The sequence below is a fragment of the Streptomyces sp. WM4235 genome, assembly GCF_001279725.1.
GTDB lineage: Bacteria > Actinomycetota > Actinomycetes > Streptomycetales > Streptomycetaceae > Streptomyces.
On sequence record NZ_LGDE01000013.1, the window covers coordinates 1 to 19,288 of the forward strand.

At 69.2% G+C, this 19,288-nt stretch carries 17 protein-coding genes, 1 tRNA gene and 1 pseudogene; 12 read left to right on the plus strand and 7 right to left on the minus strand.

The annotated features are described in order from the left end of the window. Together ADK55_RS02470 and ADK55_RS02475 are read right to left on the minus strand one after the other, a co-directional pair. On the minus strand, nt 1-1,352 hold a 1,352-nt coding region (locus ADK55_RS02470; RefSeq protein WP_053675530.1), incomplete at its 3' end, for a serine/threonine-protein kinase. A gap of 101 nt (nt 1,353-1,453) precedes the next feature. Further along, nucleotides 1,454-2,002, minus strand: coding sequence for a helix-turn-helix domain-containing protein (locus ADK55_RS02475; RefSeq protein ID WP_053675533.1), 549 nt, complete (start codon nt 2,000-2,002; stop codon nt 1,454-1,456). 160 nt (nt 2,003-2,162) lie between these two features. Between ADK55_RS02475 and ADK55_RS02480 the strand changes: the two genes are divergently transcribed. The 4 genes from ADK55_RS02480 (at nt 2,163) to ADK55_RS02495 (ending at nt 6,845) form a co-directional block, all read left to right on the plus strand. Next, nucleotides 2,163-2,235, plus strand: a tRNA-Ala gene (locus ADK55_RS02480). Nucleotides 2,236-2,490: 255 nt separating this feature from the next. Next, nucleotides 2,491-4,254: a hypothetical protein gene (locus tag ADK55_RS02485; RefSeq protein WP_159041262.1), complete on the plus strand. Its 1,764-nt coding sequence runs from the start codon at nt 2,491-2,493 to the stop codon at nt 4,252-4,254. Nucleotides 4,255-4,322: 68 nt separating this feature from the next. Continuing rightward, the gene (locus tag ADK55_RS02490; protein ID WP_053675538.1) at nt 4,323-5,462 is read left to right on the plus strand and encodes a Fic family protein; all 1,140 of its coding nucleotides are present in this window, start codon (nt 4,323-4,325) and stop codon (nt 5,460-5,462) included. Nucleotides 5,463-6,314: 852 nt separating this feature from the next. Next, a complete protein-coding gene (locus ADK55_RS02495) occupies nt 6,315-6,845 on the plus strand; it encodes a LysM peptidoglycan-binding domain-containing protein (protein WP_053675540.1) in 531 nt (176 codons plus the stop codon). A gap of 120 nt (nt 6,846-6,965) precedes the next feature. Here the strand turns inward: ADK55_RS02495 and ADK55_RS02500 are convergent, their stop codons facing one another. Next, on the minus strand, nt 6,966-7,655 hold the full coding sequence (locus tag ADK55_RS02500; RefSeq protein WP_053675542.1) for a DUF5324 family protein: 690 nt from the start codon (nt 7,653-7,655) through the stop codon (nt 6,966-6,968). A 175-nt stretch (nt 7,656-7,830) separates the two neighbouring features. On the opposite strand from ADK55_RS02500, the gene ADK55_RS02505 reads away from it, so the two are divergent. Both ADK55_RS02505 and ADK55_RS02510 read left to right on the plus strand, forming a co-directional pair. Continuing rightward, complete coding sequence (locus ADK55_RS02505) at nt 7,831-8,358, plus strand: peptidylprolyl isomerase (RefSeq protein WP_053675544.1); 528 nt, start codon at nt 7,831-7,833, stop codon at nt 8,356-8,358. 175 nt (nt 8,359-8,533) lie between these two features. After that, nucleotides 8,534-9,415, plus strand: coding sequence for a rhomboid family intramembrane serine protease (locus ADK55_RS02510; protein ID WP_053675545.1), 882 nt, complete (start codon nt 8,534-8,536; stop codon nt 9,413-9,415). A 164-nt stretch (nt 9,416-9,579) separates the two neighbouring features. On the opposite strand, the gene crgA is transcribed toward ADK55_RS02510, so the two are convergent. Next, complete coding sequence (crgA, locus tag ADK55_RS02515; protein WP_053675547.1) at nt 9,580-9,834, minus strand: cell division protein CrgA; 255 nt, start codon at nt 9,832-9,834, stop codon at nt 9,580-9,582. A 91-nt stretch (nt 9,835-9,925) separates the two neighbouring features. On the opposite strand from crgA, the gene ADK55_RS02520 reads away from it, so the two are divergent. From ADK55_RS02520 to ADK55_RS02540, 6 genes and pseudogenes are all read left to right on the plus strand, one after another. Beyond that, nucleotides 9,926-10,702, plus strand: a complete 777-nt coding sequence (locus ADK55_RS02520) for a DUF881 domain-containing protein (RefSeq protein WP_053675549.1) — start codon at nt 9,926-9,928, stop codon at nt 10,700-10,702. Further along, nucleotides 10,671-11,441, plus strand: a complete 771-nt coding sequence (locus ADK55_RS02525; protein ID WP_053675551.1) for a class E sortase — start codon at nt 10,671-10,673, stop codon at nt 11,439-11,441. The genes ADK55_RS02520 and ADK55_RS02525 overlap by 32 nt, the downstream gene beginning before the upstream one ends. A 79-nt stretch (nt 11,442-11,520) precedes the next feature. Further along, nucleotides 11,521-11,697, plus strand: a complete 177-nt coding sequence (locus tag ADK55_RS39015) for a hypothetical protein (RefSeq protein ID WP_030011120.1) — start codon at nt 11,521-11,523, stop codon at nt 11,695-11,697. Then, nucleotides 11,694-12,332, plus strand: coding sequence for an aminodeoxychorismate/anthranilate synthase component II (locus tag ADK55_RS02530; protein ID WP_053675553.1), 639 nt, complete (start codon nt 11,694-11,696; stop codon nt 12,330-12,332). Before ADK55_RS39015 ends, ADK55_RS02530 begins: the two co-directional genes overlap by 4 nt. A gap of 152 nt (nt 12,333-12,484) precedes the next feature. Further along, nucleotides 12,485-13,150: pseudogene (locus tag ADK55_RS02535) on the plus strand (class E sortase); the annotation flags it as partial. Nucleotides 13,151-13,267: 117 nt separating this feature from the next. Then, a complete protein-coding gene (locus ADK55_RS02540) occupies nt 13,268-14,005 on the plus strand; it encodes a class E sortase (protein ID WP_053675557.1) in 738 nt (245 codons plus the stop codon). A gap of 164 nt (nt 14,006-14,169) precedes the next feature. Here ADK55_RS02540 and pknB read toward each other — a convergent pair whose 3' ends face one another. The 3 genes from pknB to ADK55_RS02555 all read right to left on the minus strand — a co-directional run bounded on the left by pknB (nt 14,170) and on the right by ADK55_RS02555 (nt 19,283). Further along, a complete protein-coding gene (gene pknB / locus ADK55_RS02545) occupies nt 14,170-16,209 on the minus strand; it encodes a Stk1 family PASTA domain-containing Ser/Thr kinase (protein WP_053675559.1) in 2,040 nt (679 codons plus the stop codon). A gap of 192 nt (nt 16,210-16,401) precedes the next feature. Beyond that, nucleotides 16,402-17,862: a peptidoglycan D,D-transpeptidase FtsI family protein gene (locus tag ADK55_RS02550; protein ID WP_053675561.1), complete on the minus strand. Its 1,461-nt coding sequence runs from the start codon at nt 17,860-17,862 to the stop codon at nt 16,402-16,404. Then, a complete protein-coding gene (locus tag ADK55_RS02555; protein WP_053675563.1) occupies nt 17,859-19,283 on the minus strand; it encodes an FtsW/RodA/SpoVE family cell cycle protein in 1,425 nt (474 codons plus the stop codon). The genes ADK55_RS02550 and ADK55_RS02555 overlap by 4 nt, the downstream gene beginning before the upstream one ends. Between the last annotated feature and the right edge of the window lie 5 nt (nt 19,284-19,288).

Sequence of the window (19,288 nt, forward strand, 5' to 3'; positions counted from 1 at the left end):
AAGCAGAGGAGCGCGGCGGCGAGGATGCCGACCGTGACCCTCGCCGGGGGCGGGGCGATCCGGAAGGCGCGGGGCGCGGCCGGGCCGGGGGGCGTCGTCGGGCCGGTCGGTGAGGCCGCTGCGGGCCGGGCGGGCCGGGCCGGTGCTTCGGCGCCGAGCGGGGTGAGGGCCGGCTCGGGTGCGGCCGGCGGGGGCAGGTGGAAACTGCCCGTCTCGGAGGGGCCGTACGCCGTGGGGGGCGGCCCGAACGCGTCGAGGGGCGCGGGCGGCGTCGCGTACGCGGCGGGGGTGGGCGTCGGGGTGTGGACGGGTGCGGGCGCGGCCGACGACGGGGTCCGGTCCGGGGGCAGGAGCGGGGGCGGTGCCACGGCGCCCGTGCGCGGGTCCGTCGGGGTGGTCCCACCGGGCCCCGTGGCCGGGTGTGGGACCACGGCGGCGGTGGGGCCGCTCCCGGGGGTCACCGCGCTGGTGTTCTGCGGCCCATGGGGGCCGAAACCGTCGGGGAGCGGGCCGAGTTGGTCGAACACCTCCACCGGCTCCTCGTCCGGCGCGGCGGGCGGAAGCAGCTCCATGGCCTCGGCAAGGGCCTTGCGGGCCCCTGTGGCGGTTCTGAACCGGCTCTGGGGATCGGGTTGCAGGAGGTTCGCGATGACGTCCCACAGGGGCGCGGGGACGCCTTCGGGGGCATCTGGGGTGCCGTGCGCCAGGAAGTGCTCCACCAGTGCCTGGGCGTCCGGCTTGCGCCCCTGGAGGAGGTACAGGGCGACCAGGCCGGTGGCGAAGAAATCGGCGGGGAAGTCGGGCTCCGCGCCGAGGAGTTGCTCGGGGGCGGAGTAACCCGGCGTACCCACGACGTAGTTGGTCTCGGTGAGCCGCGGCTCACCCTTGCGCATGGAGATGCCGAAGTCGGACAGCCGCAGGTGCGGCCGCCCGGTTCCGGTGGCCGCCATCAGTATGTTGGCCGGTTTGATGTCGCGGTGGACGACGCCCTCCGCGTGGACCGCCGCCAGTCCCGCCAGGAGCTGGTCGAGCAGCGTGCACACGAACCGGGGCGGCAGGGGGCCGTAGTCCCCGATCACGTGGGCGAGCGAGCCCCCGGCGACCAGGTCCATGGTGAACAGGACCTTGTCGTCGTCCGCCGCCCAACTGGCCGGCGCGAGCACGTGCGGATGATCGATCCGCAGGGCCTGCTCGCGCACGAACCGCAGCAGGGTGTGGGCGTCGCTCTGCATGAGGACCTTCGCGGCGACGTACCGACGGCGGCGGTGGTCCCAGGCACGCCAGACGGCGCCCGCTCCACCCCGACCGATCGGGTCGATCAGCTCGTACCGGCCCGCGAAGACCTCACCCATCGCTGTGCCCGTCCCCCGTCGTCGCCGGATGCCAGTTGTCAGTTGCCAGTTGTCGGTTGCCAGTCGTCGGTCGTCGGTCGCCAGTCGTCGTCCGCCGTGACTCAGTTCTGGTGCGACTCGTAATGCGCCACGGCGTCGGCGGTGCGACCCGCTCCGTACACCCGGAGGAACTCTGCCAGTTCCGGATGGCTGGGGGCGAGGGTCTCCGCCGCGTCGATGATGTCCCCGGCCGCCGAGACGGAGCGCAGCAGCGACTGGATCTCACGGACGACCCGCTTGACGGTGGGCGCGCCCGAACCGGCCGCCGTCTGCCCGCTGTTGCTGAGGACGGATCCCCCCTGGGTCTTCTTGATCTCGTCCATCCTGTCGGTGGCCTCCCCCGCGCTGACGCTTCCGTCGGCCACCTGACCGGCGAGATCCTGCAGGGCCTGGACCCGCTGGACCACGGCCGGGTTGCCGATCTTGGCGCGCTGGCCGCTCATCAGCTGGGACAACATCGGCGCCGAAAGCCCGAGGACGGCAGCGAGGCGAGCCTGGTTCAAGCCGAGGTCATCTATGAGCCGGCGGAAGAGCGCCCCCAACGGCTCCCCGTACCAACTGCGCTGAAGCTCTCTGGCTCTGGCCGTGGCCTCTTGCTGTACAGCGTCCACTCTTACTACTCCCCTTCGCTGGTGCGAACCTCGCGAGCATCTTACGGAGAGTGGTCGCGGGGCGGGAGTCCCTATCATTTTGCGGGATGAGGGGGTACACCCGGTACTCTGTTCTGCGGAACGACCACTCCTTCTCCGGGGGCGGCCGTGTCCACTTTTCGGGGCCTTAGCTCAGTTGGTAGAGCGCTGCCTTTGCAAGGCAGATGTCAGGAGTTCGAATCTCCTAGGCTCCACATCGCGAAGACCCCCTTGACCTGCGGAAACGCAAGTCAAGGGGGTCTTTTGTCCGTTTGGCCTCGTTGACGCGCCAACACGGCCAAACGGACAAAACGCGGCAGTCGTGCGGGAGGTCTGTCTGGTGGATCTCCTGGTGGCTGCAGGACTGGGTGAGCGGATCGGGAAGGCGCCGGGTTCGGCCCTGAAGTCATGGCGAGCAGGGCAGCTCATTTGATCCCGCGCGGTCGGGTTCCCGCCCTACAGTGAGCGGCGTGAGCGACCTTCCCGACCCACAGTCGGTACTTGAAGATCTTGGCAAGCTCGTTCCGGAGCTCGTCCCGAATCCCGGGGCCGACCCGGATCTCGTCGTCATTGGTGAGCGCTATTGGGCCTTGGCAGGCTTCTCCCCGGAGCTCGGTACTCCTGTGTGGTGCGAGAAGGTCAAGGACATCGACACTGCGGGATGGGGACACCAGATCTATGCCGTCGCGGCGGCCGGCGTCCGCGCCGTGGTCCCGGGGCGGACGTGTAGCCAATGCGGGGAAGCATTGAGCCTCACTTCACGGACGGCCTTCCAGCAGGTGTGCGACGGCCAGGATTCCGCCTGTGTGGAGTGCACGGAGTCGTTGCTTTCCGCAGTGCGCGTGGTCCTCGATCCGGCGCGCAAGGCCAAGAGGGAGGCCGGCAGAGCCAGGACGCGGCAGCAGGAGGTCCTCCACGACACCGGCGCCGCGTGGGCCGAAGTCCAGAAGGAGGTTGTCGCACAGCGCTATGCGACCGTCTTTCCCCGCGAACGCACGGAGCCGCTCTCTGTCTCCGTCAAGGACATGGTCGCGACTCTGGCACTCCTGAGGTACGCCTCCTCGACCTCCCCGATCGCCGATATCGGAGCTTGGCTCGACCCCCTGTACCCGGACATGGGTGAGGTGACCGAGTTACTGGGATCGCTGGTCAGGGCCGAGCTGCTGAAGATTCATCCCACCAGCCCGGCTGAGGCATTCGTCTGGGACCCAGCCAGTTTCGAGCACGCGCTACGGGACGCCGGAGGAGACCTGGATGCCCTTGCTGCGCCCGAACTCAACGGCAGTTTCCATCCGCTGAGGGCTCGGTACTACGCCCCCTTCGGCACGAGCCAGGGAATGGCGGCCGAACAGCTCGACATCGACCTCGCCGCCGCCCTGGGTCCGGCCCTCATGAGCGCGACGCAGCAGGCCGAGCTGCTGGCGCTCGCGCGGGAACTCATCGCGGAGGAGGCGCTCCGCTACTTCACCAACCGACTGGAGGAGCTGAACCTGCCTCCGGTTCCGGAGAACCATGGTGCTCGACTTGGCGATGCGGCCTACAAGGTCGCCGAACACCGGCCCCTTGGGGAGATCTACAACCTCGTGTGGCGTGCGACGCGTGCCGCAGCAGAAGCAGCTCAGAAGAACCCCCGCGCTCCCCGCGCACACATGAGTACCTACGCGGTCAACAGGTTCGAGGGCGATGCTCAACGAGCAGTTGCCGAAACCGAGTGGGAACTCAAGCCGTTCAGTGCCATCGCCGGCAACGGCCCGGCGGCGATGACTCGTGCGCTGTTCTACAGCGTTCTTGATCTCAACCCGATCGACACGAGCATTCCGCAACTCAGGGAGGGATTGCCGCCCCCTGTCGCGGCATCGATTGCCGCGGCCGGGGTGACCGCCCCCGGCCATGATGATCTGGCGGCTGTCGTCGCCTGGCTACATGCCCACCCGGATGCCTGGGACCCGCGCAGGGTTCCTGCGGAGCTCGGGCTCCTTGAGCAAGCCCGGGAAGGGGCTCCCGACTGGCACTTCGAGGGGAAGATCATTGCGCGGGACGCGGCCAGACTTCACCGGCTGCACTTACGGCTGGCTCCCGCCCTCGGGGTGAAGGAGGCAGCTCTGGCGGTGCTCGCGGCCACGGGGATGCTCGTCCATCCGGTGACACGGGATGGGGTCACCGTGACCAGCGGGGAATGGATTCTGGACGCACTCAGCGTCCTGTTCGTCGATGGCTCGGACGGCCAGGTGTAAGGGCCTCGGGATGTAACGGCATGGGATGAAAAATTGACTGAATCATTCAGTCATGCTGTCATCGAGTCATGCTCTATGGAACTCCTTCTCTGGATGACGACGACCGCCGTGTCCTTGGCGAGATCGAGGAGATGCGGCAGCGCCTGCGGCATCAGCTGCGTGCGCAGCCGCGCTGGCAGGGACAGCTACGGCGGAACCTGACGGCTCGCGCGATTGCTGGTTCGAACACCATCGAGGGCTATGCCGCGACCGTGGATGACGTCGAGGCGCTGATGTCGGGTGAGGAGCCGCTGGAGACCGAGGAACGGACGAGGGTAGAACTGGAGGGTTACCAGCGGGCCATGACCTACATCCAGGCTCTGTCGGATGCAGGTCCAGGGTTTCGGTACGACGGGGGTCTGCTCAACGGCCTGCACTTCATGTTGCAGGGCCATCATCTGGACAAGCGGCCCGGTCGATGGCGGGATGGACAGGTGTTTGTCACCAGCCCCGACGATCCCCTTGTGCCTGCCTACACGGCACCGGATTTCGAGCAGGTGCCCGGGCTCATGAACGAGCTGATCGACTGGCTCAACGATGGTGACCTGGATGCTCCCGTGCACGTAAGAGCCTCCATGGCGCACCTCAACCTGGTCAATATTCACCCTTGGAAGGACGGAAACGGGCGCATGTCGCGCTCGATCTCCACCCTCGTGTTCGCCCGTGAGGCCTTGATGCCACCAGAGTTCTCCTCCATTGAGGAGTGGCTCGGGTACGGCCGCAACACCTACGGCTACTACAACGTGCTGCAGGAAGTCGGTGGCCCGGCCTGGAGCCCGAAGCGAGACACGCACCCGTGGATCCGCTTCTGCCTGGGTGCACACCACCGGCAGGCGCAGGTCGCGCAGCGTCGTACGGATCTCCTTGCGAGGGCCTGGATCAGGCTAGGCGAGGAGGCCGCGGCAGATGGCATGGACGAACGTGTTGTGTATGCCTTGCTGCCCGCATTCTGGGGATCTCGCGTACGGCGGGCGGTTTATCAGCACGACGCCGAACTCTCGGACCAGCAGGCGATTCGCGACCTTCGTGACTTGGTTCGCCGTGGCTGGCTCGTCGCGCACGGACAGACCCGTGCCCGCTCCTATGCTCCGGGGGCACGCATCGAGACGGTCCAACAGGCTGTGCGACAGTCGTTGGAGCCCTACTCCGATCCGTACTCTCAAGGCTGACGGATCAGGGGGATTCCTTCCCGTCCGTGAGTTGCAGCGGCTTCCCGCCTGTACCGCCCGGACCTGAGTGCACGGCGGGCCTATTGGGAGGCGCGGCGGCGAGCCGCGTGAGCACTGCCTGCGTTTCCCCCGGAGCTGGTCTGGCAGAGCGCACCGCGTTGAGCGCCACATGACGGGCAGGTCCCTTGTTGAGCCTCGACCGCATGGACAGCGAGCGCATAACGCGCCTGGTGAAAGATCCGTTTGAAGGCTTCTCCAGTACCTGGGATGACGCAGGCTGCCTCGGAGGGGGATCGGCAGTAGCCGCAGGCGATGGCGAGCGCGACGGCCTCCTTCTGGCGCAGTTGCGCCGCTTGCCGGGCTTCCTGTGCCGCCTGTTCTCGACGACGGGCCTCTTCGCGCTCTGCCTTGGCCTGGAGGATGCGCTGGTAGGTCTCGGGATGGTTGACGTGTTGACGCCTTTTTCGTGTGCGCGGCGGGGTGCGGGCACCGCTGCGGTCGGTCGCCGGAAACGGTGGCCGACCCGGCACCGAGCGGGGCGCGCCGGCCGCCGGGGAGAGTCGACGGACCGTCGACGGGGTGCGTCGCGCTGTGCCGGCCGGCCTTTCCGGGGCCGCGCGGGAAGGCCCGGTGCGCGGACGGGAGCTGGTTGCCGGCGGTCTCGTGGTCGCGCCCTGCCGAGAGCCCCCGACCGGCCCGCCGTGTCCGTCAGGGGGACCGCGAACCCCCGGGGGCGTCCGGCCCGCGGTGTCCCCCGGTCGGCTCAGTCACCCGGCCGGTCGGCGCCGGGTGGCCGAGAGTGGAGGGAGGCACTGTGCCAGGGGGCGACACCACGCCGGAGGCGTACACACCATGGGAATCTTCGACTTCCTGAAGTCCGACAAGAAGAAGGCGCACGACGCCGCCGAGACGGCGAAGGAGCAGGTGGAACAGCAGGCGGTGGCGAAGCCCGCCACCCCGGACGCGCCCAACGACCTCGGCGGGAAGTACACCGACGCCGCCGCGGCCACCAAGGCGGCCGCCGACCGGATGGCCGCCGCCGCTCCCCCGAAGCCCGCGCCGGCTCCCCCGCGGCCCGCCGCGCCGCCGAGGCCCGCACCGGCTCCGCCCAGGCCCCCGGCGGCCGGGCCGGTGGCGCACCACACGCCCACCCCGGCGTCCGCCGCGCACAAGGCGGTTCCGGCGGCGCCCATGCCGAAGCCGGCGCCCGTCGCGAAGAAGCGCACGTACACCGTCAAGTCCGGCGACTCGTTGTCGGCGATTGCCCGCCGCGAGCTCGGCAACGAGGCCCGTTGGCGCGAGCTCTACGCCATGAACCGGGGAGTCGTCGGGTCCAACCCCGACCTGATCCACCCGGGGATGGTGCTTACCCTCCCCAACTGACCGCGAGCCCCGACCGACCGCGGGCCCCGACCGACCGCTGGCGACGGGCACGGCGAGGGGCCCGGATCGATCTCGATCCGGGCCCCTCGCCGTGTCTTCCCGACTGTCGGGCGACTCCCGTTACTGCTGGTCGTCGCCGGCCGAGCGGGCCTCCTGCTCCTTCGCCGCCAGCTCGTCGTCAAAGCTCGCCGGAGCGGAGTCGCGGGAGGACAGTTCGGTGGCTGCCGGCGGTTCGACGAGCCAGTCCGGGTTCGACTGACGGTCCCACCACTTCCAGGCCGCGTACGCCCCGCCGGCGACGACGCCGACCAGCAGAACGCCCTTGAACACCCGGCCCGTGCGGGCCCGGCGCTTCTGGCGCCGCACCAGCTTGCGCACTTCCTCGGCCGACACCTGGCCGCGCAGGGCGGCGAAGGCGGCGGTCGACCGGGAGGCGGCCTCCTCGGCCACCGGCTGCGCCGCGGCGAGCGCGCTTTCGAGTCGCGGCTGGGTGTACTCGGCTGCCTGTCGCGCGGCGCGCCGGGTCTGCTTCACCGCCTTCGTCGCGGCCCGGTCCACGTTCGGCGGCACGTGGGAGCGCGCCGCCTTGATGTGGGGGTGCAGATGGGAGTCGTACGTCGTACGCGCGTGCCGGGCAGCCTCGCCGGCCGCGTACGAAATCTTGGGCGCCAGCAGCTCGTTCGCCTCATGCGCATAGTGCACAGCGGCGTCCTTGGCGGTTCCTGCGTACGGCGCCACCACTTCCGCTGCGTGCCGCATGCTCTCCCTGGCGCTCTCGGCTGCCGCGTGCACGCTGTCCTTGCGGGTCACGGGGTTCCTCCTCCTCGGTGGCGGACACAGTTCACCTTTCCACCCTTTGTCGGATCATGCCTGCCTTACCGTCGACCGGCATGCGTGACAGGGCATCCGAGTGGAGGATTTCTGTGCGTGGAAGCACCCCGTGGGAGTATCTGTACCGACAGTGATGACTATGGAAGGCAGATTCGTGGCCGAGAAGCTCTACGCCACCCTGAAGACGAACCACGGCGACATCGAGATCGAGCTGCTCCCGAACTTCGCCCCCAAGACCGTGCGGAACTTCGTGGAGCTCGCCACCGGCGCCCGCGAGTGGACGCGACCCACGGACGGGCAGAAGACCACGGACCCGCTGTACGACGGCACGGTCTTCCACCGGATCATCAGCGGTTTCATGATCCAGGGTGGCGACCCGCTCGGCAACGGCACGGGCGGTCCGGGCTACCAGTTCGCGGACGAGTTCCACCCCGACCTGGCCTTCACCAAGCCGTACCTGGTCGCCATGGCCAACGCCGGGCCGGGGACCAACGGCTCGCAGTTCTTCATCACCGTCGCGCCGACCGCCTGGCTGACCCGCAAGCACACCATCTTCGGCGAGGTCACCGGAAAGGCCGGCCAGAAGATCGTGGACGCCATCGCCGGACTGCCGACCAACCCGCGCACCGAGCGCCCGCTGGACGACGTGATCATCCAGTCGGTCGTGATCGAGAAGCGCTGACCCGACCGGGGAGACGCCCGACCGCGGCTCCGGGACCGGTCGGCCCCGGCCGGGAGCCGACGACCGCGGCCCCCGGGAACCTTTTCGCCCCGCCCGTCCGTCCTGGATACATACCTGGACACCTACCGGACCGGCGGGGTGGCACCATCCGCCTCGCCACCGATCGAGGGGACCGATGGACACCGACCGTCTGCCGGGCTGTTACCGCCACCCGGACCGGGGCACGGGCATCAGCTGCACCCGCTGCGAGCGTCCGATCTGTCCCGAGTGCATGATCAGCGCCTCGGTGGGCTTCCAGTGCCCCGAATGCGTCCGGGAGGGCTCCGGCACGGGCCACCGTCCCACCGCGAACGCCCCGCGCACCATCGCCGGCGGCGTGGTCGCCGCCGACCCGCACCTCGTCACCAAGATCCTCATCGGCGTCAATGTCGCCCTGTTCTTCGCGACCCTCCTGGCGCCGGGGATCGTCCTCCCCCTGGAGCTGCTCGGCGGCTACGTCGACTATTGGGGCGGACCGCTCCACGGCGTCGCCGGCGGCGAGTACCACCGCCTGCTGACCTCGGTGTTCCTGCACACCCAGTGGTGGCACATCATCGGCAACATGATCGCCCTGTGGGTGATCGGCGGTCCCCTGGAAGCGGCCCTGGGCCGGGCCCGCTACCTGACCCTCTACCTGCTGTCGGGCCTGGGCGGCAGCGCCCTCGTCTACCTGCTGACCGGGCCGTCCACCCAGACCCTCGGTGCGTCGGGCGCCATCTTCGGACTGCTCGGCGCCACCGTCGTGCTGGCGCGCCGGCTGCGCTACGAGATGCGTCCGGTCCTGATCATGGTCGGTCTGATGCTGTTGTTGACCTTCGTGCGGATCGGGGACGTCGAGGTGTCCTGGCAGGCCCACATCGGCGGCCTGGTCACCGGTGCGCTGGTGGCACTGGGGATGCTCCTGCCCGCCGCGGGCAGAAAGCGGGCGTTGATCCAGTGGGGGACGTGCGCGGCGGTGTTTCTCCTGGTCATGGGTGTGATCGTGGTCCGTACGGCCCAACTGACCGCACTCACCTGATCACACCGGCGTCAACTCTCCACAGAGTTATCCACAGATCTTCTGTCTTTTCCTCAGGTGTGGATGACGCTGTGGATAACTCATGGGGAGAGCTTCCCAGGGTGGTCCCGCTGCGCTAGTGCTGTGACCGGGCGAGCGGGACTACCCACACCGCGTGGGGAAGGCTACTTCCACTGCGTGGAGACGCCGAACCCGGCCGCGATGAAGCCGAACCCGACCACGATGTTCCAATTGCCCAGCGACTCGATCGGCAGCTGGGTATCGGTCACGTAGAAGACGACGATCCAGGCCAGACCGATCAGGAAGAAGGCCAGCATGACCGGGGCCACCCAGCTCCGGTTCGTCAGCCTGATCGTCTGCGCCTGCCGCGTGGGCGGCGGGGTGTAGTCGTCCTTCTTGCGGATACGTGACTTCGGCACGAGGGGCTCTCCTGTCGATGCGCTGGGGACCTTGCCTGCCCCGGGCGTCCGTTAGCGTAGTGGACCTGTGGCGTTGAAGGAGAAGGCTACGTTGAGCAATTCCGACGACTCCTCCGCGGGTCCCCGTGGCCGGGCCAGGCCCGTCCGGTTGTTGACCGCTGCCGTTTTCGCCCTGGCCGGCCTCATCTTCGTCACCAGTTTCAACACGTCCAAGGGTACGAACATTCGCACGGACGGCTCACTCCTGAAGCTGTCCGACCTCATCCACGAGCGCAGCCAGGACAACGCCGAGCTGGAGCGGACCACCGCGACCGTGCGCGACCAGGTGGACGCCCTCGCGGAGCGCGACGACGGGAGCACCAGGGCCGAGGACGCCAAGCTGGCCGCCCTGCGCACAGCCTCGGGCACCGAGGAGCTGTCCGGCAAGGGCCTGACGGTCACGCTCAACGACGCGCCGCCGAACGCCACGGCCCGCATCCCCAACGTTCCCGAACCGCAGCCCAACGACCTCGTCATCCACCAGCAGGACCTCCAGGCCGTGGTGAACGCGCTGTGGCTCGGTGGCGCCCAGGGCATCGAGGTCATGGACCAGCGGTTGATCGCCACCAGCGCCGTGCGCTGCGTCGGCAACACGCTGATCCTCCAGGGCCGGGTCTACTCGCCCCCCTACAAGGTGTCGGCCGTCGGTGATCCGCGCGCGTTGCGCAAGGCCCTGGCCGCCTCGCCCGCCCTGCAGAACTACCAGCTGTACGTGAACGCGTACGGGCTCGGCTGGAAAGTGGAGGAGCACAAGGAGCTGACACTCCCCGCCTACTCCGGCACAGTGGACCTCCACTATGCGAAGCCCGTGGAGTCCGCCACGCCCTGACGTCGTACTGCGGCTGCTGGTACGGACGTTCAGCGAGGTGTGTCTGACCGTCGGCACGGTGATCGTGTTGTTCGTCGCGTACGTGCTCCTGTGGACCGGGGTCAAGGCCGACCGGGCCATGGACGGGGAGATGGCCCGGATGCGCGACCGCTGGGCCGCGCCCGCCGCCCACGCACCGGCCCCCGCTCCGGTGCCGACGACCGCCGCCCCGAGTCCCTCGACGGGTCCCTCGACACGGCCCTCGACACGGCCGGAACCGGCGCGGATCCCCGAGGGCCGGGCCTTCGCCGAGATGTACGTGCCCCGCTTCGGTCGGGACTGGAACAAGCCCGTGCTGGAGGGCACCGGCACCGAGCTGCTCAAGAAGGGCCTCGGCCACTACCCGGGCAGCGGCCGGCTCGGCGAGACCGGGAACTTCGCGGTCGCCGGGCACCGGCGGACGTACGGGGACCCCTTCAAGGACATCCCCGAGCTGCGGCCGGGGGACAGCGTGATCCTCAAGGACGCGACGACCTGGTACACGTACACGGTCCGGGCCGCGCCGCTGCGCACCCTGCCCGACGAGACCGGCGTGGTCGACGCGGTGCCCGCGCGCTCCCCCTTCACCACCCCCGGCCGCTACCTGACCCTGACCACCTGCGATCCGGAATGGGGCCACAGCCACCGGCTGATCGTCTGGGCCGAACTCACGGGCACCCGGGGAGCCGCCGAGGGCGAACCCGAGGGTTTGTCGAGCTGACCCCTGTCGTCGGGCCGCTGCCTTTAGTCTGTTGCGGTACCGCCCCCGCGGTGCGTGGGACGAAAGGGACGCGGACGGAATGTACGGCTGGATCTGGCGGCACCTGCCCGGCAACGCGTGGGTCCGCGCGCTGATCTCTCTCGTACTGGTCCTCGCGGTGGTCTTCGTGCTCTTCCAGTACGTCTTCCCGTGGGCCGAGCCGCTCCTTCCGTTCAACGATGTGACGGTGGACGAGGGATCGGGAGCCACTCCGTGAGCGCGCGCATTCTGGTTGTCGACAACTACGACAGCTTTGTCTTCAATCTGGTCCAGTACCTCTACCAGCTCGGCGCCGAATGCGAGGTCCTGCGCAACGACGAGGTCGAGCTCGCGCACGCGCAGGACGGCTTCGACGGCGTGCTCCTGTCGCCCGGACCCGGCACCCCCGAGGAGGCCGGCGTCTGCGTGGACATGGTGCGGCACTGCGCGGAGACCGGTGTGCCGGTCTTCGGCGTCTGCCTCGGCATGCAGTCGATGGCCGTCGCCTACGGAGGGGTCGTGGGCCGCGCTCCCGAGCTGCTGCACGGCAAGACCTCGCCCGTGACGCACGAGGGGCTCGGGGTCTTCGAGGGACTGCCGTCGCCGTTCACCGCGACCCGCTACCACTCGCTCGCCGCCGAGCCGCTGACCCTGCCGGACGTGCTGGAGGTCACCGCGCGCACCGAGGACGGCATCATCATGGGGCTGCGGCACCGGGAGCACGACGTCGAGGGCGTGCAGTTCCACCCCGAGTCGGTGCTGACCGAGTGGGGCCACCGGATGCTCGCCAACTGGCTCGTGCGCTGCGGTGACACCGGGGCCGTCGGGCGTTCGGTGGGGCTGGCCCCGGTGGTGGGCAAGGCCGTCGCGTGACTGCGGTCGCGCCGTCCGTGCCCACGGAGGGACGGGCCGCGCGGCGCAGGGCGGCGCAGGAGGCCGCGAAGCGCTCCCACGCGCGGGGGCGCAGGCGGGGCGGGCGCCGGCGTCGGCCCCCACGCTCGGGCGGCCCGCTGGTGGTGCTCACCCGGGCGCTCGGGGAGCTGTTCATCACGACGGGCCTCGTGATGCTGCTGTTCGTCACCTACCAGCTCTGGTACACGAACCTGCTGGCGGAACGGGCGGTGGACGGAGCCGCCGGATCGCTGCGGCAGAACTGGGAACGCAACCCGGGCGCCGCCGCCGCGCCGCAGGTCGAGGCCTTCGAGCCGGGACAGGGGTTCGCGATCATGTACATCCCGAAGCTGGACGTGAAGGTGCCGGTGGCCGAGGGCATCAGCAAGCCCAAGGTGCTGGACAAGGGGCTGGTCGGGCACTACTCCGAAGGCTCCCTGAAGACGGCGATGCCGGCGGACAAGCAGGGCAACTTCGCGGTGGCCGGACACCGGAACACCCACGGGGAGCCGTTCCGCTACATCAACAAGCTGGTGCCCGGCGACCCGATCGTGGTGGAGACGCGGGACGCGTACTACACGTACGAGATGACCTCGGCGTTGGCGCAGACCTCGCCCGCGAACGTGTCGGTGATCAAGCCGGTGCCGGAGGGTTCCGGCTTCACGACCCCGGGCCGGTACCTCACACTGACGACCTGCACCCCCGAGTTCACCAGCACCTACCGGATGATCGTATGGGGCAGGATGGTCGAGGAACGCCCCCGCAGCCAGGGCGTTCCACCCGCGCTGAAGAGCCCGTGAGAGCCCGTGAGAGTCCGTGAGAGCCCGTAACCAAGAGCCCCCGGAGAGCCGGCGGGGCCCGCGAGGGCCCGTGAAGAGCCGCCTGACCGCTCGTACGTCGTAGAGGACGAATCCGCAGTGTCTCGTGCCCGCCGTCGCCGTTCCGCACCGCCGAGCCGCAACCGCGGTGTGCTCGCCGGTTTCCTGAGCCTGCTGGGCGAACTCCTGATCACGGTCGGACTGGTCCTGGGCCTGTTCGTGGCCTACTCGCTGTGGTGGACGAACGTGCTCGCCGACCGGCACGCGTCGGCCAAGGGCGACGCCGTCCGCGAGCAGTGGCAGCGTTCGCCCGCTCCCTCCGACCAGAAGCCCGCCGCGCCGGGGGCGCTCGACACCCAGGGCGGCATCGGCTTCCTGCACGTGCCCGCGATGAAGAACGGCGAGGTGCTGGTCAAGCCGGGCATCGCCCCGGACGTCCTGAACGACGGGGTCGCCGGCTACTACACGGAGCCGGTCAAGTCCGCGCTGCCGTGGGACGCCAAGGGCAACTTCTCGCTGGCGGCGCACCGGGACGGGCACGGCGCCAAGTTCCACAACATCGACAAGCTGCGCGACGGCGACGCGATCGTCTTCGAGACGCGCGACACCTGGTACGTGTACAAGGTCTTCGCGGAGCTGCGCCAGACCTCGAAGTACAACGTGGACGTGCTCAGCCCGATCCCGAAGGAGTCGGGCCGGACCGTCGCCGGCCGCTACATCACGCTCACCACCTGCACACCGGTGTACACCTCGAAGTACCGGTACATCGTCTGGGGCGAGTTGCAGCGGACCGAGAAGGTGGACGGCGACCGCACCCCGCCGGCGGAACTGCGCTGACGTTCCGCCCCGGCACCCCCGGACCCCCATCTCCCGGGATGCCCCCGGACGGCCCTGGAAGGGCCCTGTGGGCGCCCCTGGGGCGCAAGTGACGAAAGGCCCGGCCCCCTCCCGATGGGAGGGGGCCGGGCCCTTCGAGTGTCGCCCCGGCGGGGCTGCGTCGATCAGCGGCCGAGACCGCCGATGAAGCCCCCGTTGCCGCCGTTGTTACCGCCGTTGCCCCCGTTGCCCCCGCCGCCCTTGGGGAAGGTGCGGACGTTGATGACGGTGCCCGCCGGGACCTGGCTGCCGACGCCGGGGTTGGAGTCGAACACCACGGCGTCGTCCTCGGACGGACCGCTGAGGACCGCGCCGAAGGACAGGCCGACCCCCTGGAGGGTCTGCTTCGCCTGGCCCACGGTCTGGCCGGTCAGCGTCGGAACGGCGACCGGGGCCACCTGCTCCTTGGCGATGGTGATGTTGACCGTGGTGTCCTTGTCCAGGCTCTCGCCCGGCTTGTACTGCTGCTTGAAGACCGTCTTCGCCGGCGTGCCGGCGGGGGCGTCCTCCTCGGTGACGCTGCCCAGTTTCAGCTTGGCGTCCTGGAGGGCCTTCGCGGCCTGGGCCTGGTTCTTGCCGGCGAGGTCCGGGACCGTGGCCTTCGAGAACTCCTTGGCCACCGTCAGCGTGACCGTGGAACCCTTCTCGGCCTCGGTGCCCGACTTCGGGTCCTGATCGAGGACGATGCCCGCGGGCTGGTCGGACTCCACGGTCTTCTTCTGGACCTCGAAGCCCTTGGCCTTCAGGTCCGCCTCGGCCTTGTCGAACGCCAGGCGGCGCACGTCGATGACGGCCACCGGGGGCGCGCCCGAGGAGATCTTGACCGTGACGCTGCTGCCCTTGTCCACCTTGGTGTCGGCGGCCGGATCCTGCTCGCAGATCTTGCCCTTCGGCTGGTTGTCGCACTCCATCTCGCCGCCTTGGACCACCTGGAGGCCGATGTTCTTGCCCCGTTCCTGCGCCGCGACCAGGGTGTCGCCGATCAGCTTGGGCACGCTGGCCCGGTTGTCGGCGTTCCCGTCGAAGATGGTCCTGCCGATGAGGATGGCGCCGACCAGGACGAGGACGCCCGCCAGGACCAGCAGGACCGTCGAGGCGCGGCTCTTCTTCTGCGGCCGGCGGCCGTGACCCTGGTCGTAGCCGCCCTGGTCGCCGTATCCGTAACCGCCGTCGCCCGAACCCGCCGGCGGCATCATCGAGGTCTGGCCGGAGTCCGCCGAGCGCAGGGCGGTGGTGGGCTGGTCGTAGCCCCCCTGGTGGCCGTAGCCGCCCTGGTCGGGGTAGCCGTAGCCGGCCGCGCCCATGGAGGCGGTCGCGGTGACGGGCTGGCCGTCGAGGCAGGCCTCGATGTCCGCCCGCATCTCGTCGGCGGACTGGTAGCGGTAGTCGGGGTCCTTGACCAGGGCCTTGAGGACGATGGCGTCCATCACGGGCGTGATCTCGGGGTCGAAGTTCGACGGGGGCTGCGGCTCTTCCCGGACGTGCTGGTAGGCGACGGCCACGGGGGAGTCACCGACGAACGGGGGCCGGACGCAGAGCAGTTCGTACAGCAGGCAGCCGGCCGAGTAGAGGTCGGAGCGGGCGTCGACCTGCTCGCCCTTGGCCTGCTCCGGGGAGAGGTACTGGGCGGTGCCGATGACGGCGGCGGTCTGCGTCATGGTCATGCCGGAGTCGCCCATGGCGCGGGCGATGCCGAAGTCCATGACCTTGACCTGGCCGGTGCGGGTCAGCATCACGTTCGCGGGCTTGATGTCGCGGTGCACGATGCCGGCGCGGTGGGAGTACTCCAGGGCCTGGAGGATGCCGATGCACATTTCGAGCGTGCGCTCGGGCAGCAGCTTGCGTCCGGAGTGCAGCAGCTCGCGCAGGGTGGATCCGTCGACGTACTCCATCACGATGTACGGGATGGAGATGTTGTCGACGTAGTCCTCGCCGGTGTCGTAGACGGCGACGATCGCCGGGTGGTTGAGCGACGCGGCGGACTGGGCCTCGCGGCGGAACCGGGCCTGGAAGGACGGGTCGCGGGCGAGGTCCGCTCGCAGGGTCTTCACGGCGACGGTACGGCCGAGCCGGGTGTCGTGGCCGAGGTAGACCTCGGCCATGCCACCGCGGCCGAGCACGTGGCTCAGCTCGTACCGGCCGCCGAGGCGACGCGGCTCTTCCATAACTTGCAGCCCTCTCCGTCAGTCCCGACCGCACCGGTGTGTGGTCCGGCGGTGTGCTGTTCGCGCAAAGGCTACCGGCCGATCGTGGGTGATCGGTTCGTGACCACAGGCTGATACCCGACCGGTACCGTACGCTCCGATCCGGACCGGATCAGTGGTCCGGATCACCCTCCCCGCCGTGCCGGCGGACGCTCATCGGTTGCTCTTCAGTACGGCTTCCATGACGGCCTTCGCGACGGGCGCGGCCAGGCCGCCGCCGCTGATGTCCTCGCGTTCGGCGGCGCTGTCCTCGATCACGACGGCGACGGCGACGGGCGAGGTGCCGTCGGGCTTCTCGGCGTAGGAGATGAACCAGGCGTAGGGGCGCTTGGCGTTCTTCTCGCCGTGCTGGGCGGTGCCGGTCTTGCCGCCGACGACGACGTCCTTGATCTTGGCCGGGGTGCCCGTGCCCTTCTCGACGACGTTGACCATCATCTGCTGGACCTTCTGCGCGTTCGCCGGGGAGAGCGGGCGGCTCATCTCCTGCGGCTCGTGCTTCTCGACGGTGTCGATATTGGGAGCGGTCAGCTGGTCGACCATGTACGGCTTCATCAGCTTGCCGTCGTTCGCGATGGCGGCGGTGACCATGGCCATCTGGAGCGGGGTGGCGGCGGTGTTGAACTGGCCGATGGAGCTCTGCGCGTTGCCGTCCTTGCCCATCGTCTTGTCGTAGACGCTGGCGAAGGCGCGGACCGGGGTGTCGACGGTGCTGTTGAAGCCGAACTTCTCGGCGGTCTCGACCATCTTGTCGCGGCCGACCTTGTCGCCCATGTTCGCGAACACGGAGTTGCAGGAGACCTGGAGCGCGAAGTTCAGCGTCGCCTTCTCGCAGCCGCTCGCGTGGTTGACCATCGGGGTCCGGGTGCCGGGCAGCATGTACGGCTCGGGAGTGTCCGTGGCGGCGTTGATGTCGCTCACCACGTTGTTCTCCAGGGCGGCCGCGGCCGTGACCACCTTGAAGGTGGAGCCCGGCGGGTAGGTCTCGCGCAGGGCGCGGTTGACCAGGTTCTTGTCCTCGCTGTCCTTCAGCTGGACCCAGGCCTTCTCGTCGTTCTTCGAGAAGCCGGCGAAGCTGGACGGGTCGTACGAGGGGGTGCTGACCAGGGCCAGGATGGCGCCCGTGCGCGGGTCGAGCGCCGCGACGGCACCCTTCTTGTTGCCCAGTTGCTTGAACGCGGCCTTCTGCGCGGCGGCGTTCAGGGTGGTGATGACGTTGCCGCCGGCCTTCTTCTCGCCGGTGAACATGCCGATGGTGCGGTCGAAGAACAGCCGGTCGTCGTTGCCGGTGAGGATGCCGTCGTCGAGGCTCTCCAACTGCGTGGAGCCGAACGCCTGCGAGGCGTACCCGGTGACGGGCGCCCACAGGGGGCCGTCGAGGTAGGTGCGCTTGTACTTGAAGTCGCTGCCGTCGGTCACGGAGGAGCCGGTGATCGGCTTGCCCTCGACGATGATGTTGCCGCGCTCCGTGGCGTACTGGGCGATCTGGACCCGGCGGTTCTCCTTGCGCGTGCTGAGGTCCTCGGCCTGGACGTACTGCAACCAGTTGGTCCGCACGAGCAGCGCGAGGACGAGGAGCCCGCAGAACAGCGAGATGCGACGCAGGGGCTTGTTCATGACGGACGAACCACCTGTGTCATCTCGGAGTCGGGGGACGGAGCGGGGGACGGAGCGGGACGCCGTGCGGTGTCGCTGATCCGGATGAGGATGGCGATGAGGACCCAGTTCGCGAGGACGGAGGAGCCGCCCGACGCGAGGAAGGGCATCGTCATGCCGGTCAGGGGGATGAGGCCCATGACACCGCCGGCGACGACGAAGATCTGGATGGCGAAGGCGCCGGAGAGACCGATGGCGAACAGCTTGCCGAAGGGGTCCCGGGCGGCGAGGGCGGTGCGGGCACCGCGCTCGATGATCAGGCCGTAGATCAGGAGGAAGGCCATCACGCCGGCCAGGCCGAGTTCTTCGCCGACCGTGGAGAAGATGAAGTCGGAGTTGGCGGCGAAGCCGATCAGGTCGGAGTTGCCCTGTCCCCAACCGGTGCCGAGCACGCCACCGGAACCGAAGCTCATGATCGACTGGCCGACCTGCTCGCAGGCCCCGGACTTGGCGTAGCAGGCGAAGGGGTCGAGCCAGGCGTCCACACGGGCCTTGACATGGCTCGCTGTGGTGCCGACGACGACGGCGCCGCCGACGGACATGAGCAGACCGATGACGATCCAGCTCGTGCGCTCGGTGGCGACGTACAGCATGATCACGAACATGCCGAAGAACAGCAGCGAGGTGCCGAGGTCGTTCTCGAAGATGAGGACGAGCAGGCTCATCGCCCAGATCATCAGGATCGGGCCGAGGTCGCGGCCGCGCGGCAGGTAGAGACCCATGAAGCGGCGGCTGGCCAGGGCCAGGGCGTCACGCTTGACCATCAGGTAGCCGGCGAAGAAGATCGCGATGACGATCTTCGCGAACTCGCCCGGCTGGATGGAGAAACCGCCGACGCTGATCCAGATCTTCGCGCCGAAGACGTCGGCGCCGAGGCCCGGGACGACGGGCAGGATCAGCAGGACCAGCGCGGCCGCCATCGAGATGTACGTGAACCGCTGGAGCACGCGGTGGTCCTTGAGGACCAGCAGCACGCCCACGAACATGGCCAGGGCCATAGCCGTGTACATCATCTGCCGCGGCGCCGACTCGGAGAACGCGCCGAAGCTCCGCTTCGCGAGGTTCTGGAGCCGCTCGGACTGGTCGAGCCGGTAGATCAGCACCAACCCGAGGCCGTTGAGCAGGGTGGCGAGCGGCAGCAGCAGCGGGTCGGCGTACTTCGCGTAGCGACGCACGGCGACATGCGCGAGACCGGCCAGGACGCCGAGGCCGAGGCCGTAGGCCACCATGCCCGGGGGCAGGGAGCCGTTCATGGCCAGGCCCACATTGGCGTAGGCGAAGATCGGGATGACCACGGCGAAGCCGAGCAGCAGGAGCTCGGTGTTCCGCCGGCTCGGAGCCTCGATGGCGCCGATGGTGGTCGTGTTGGTGACAACGCTCATGGTGT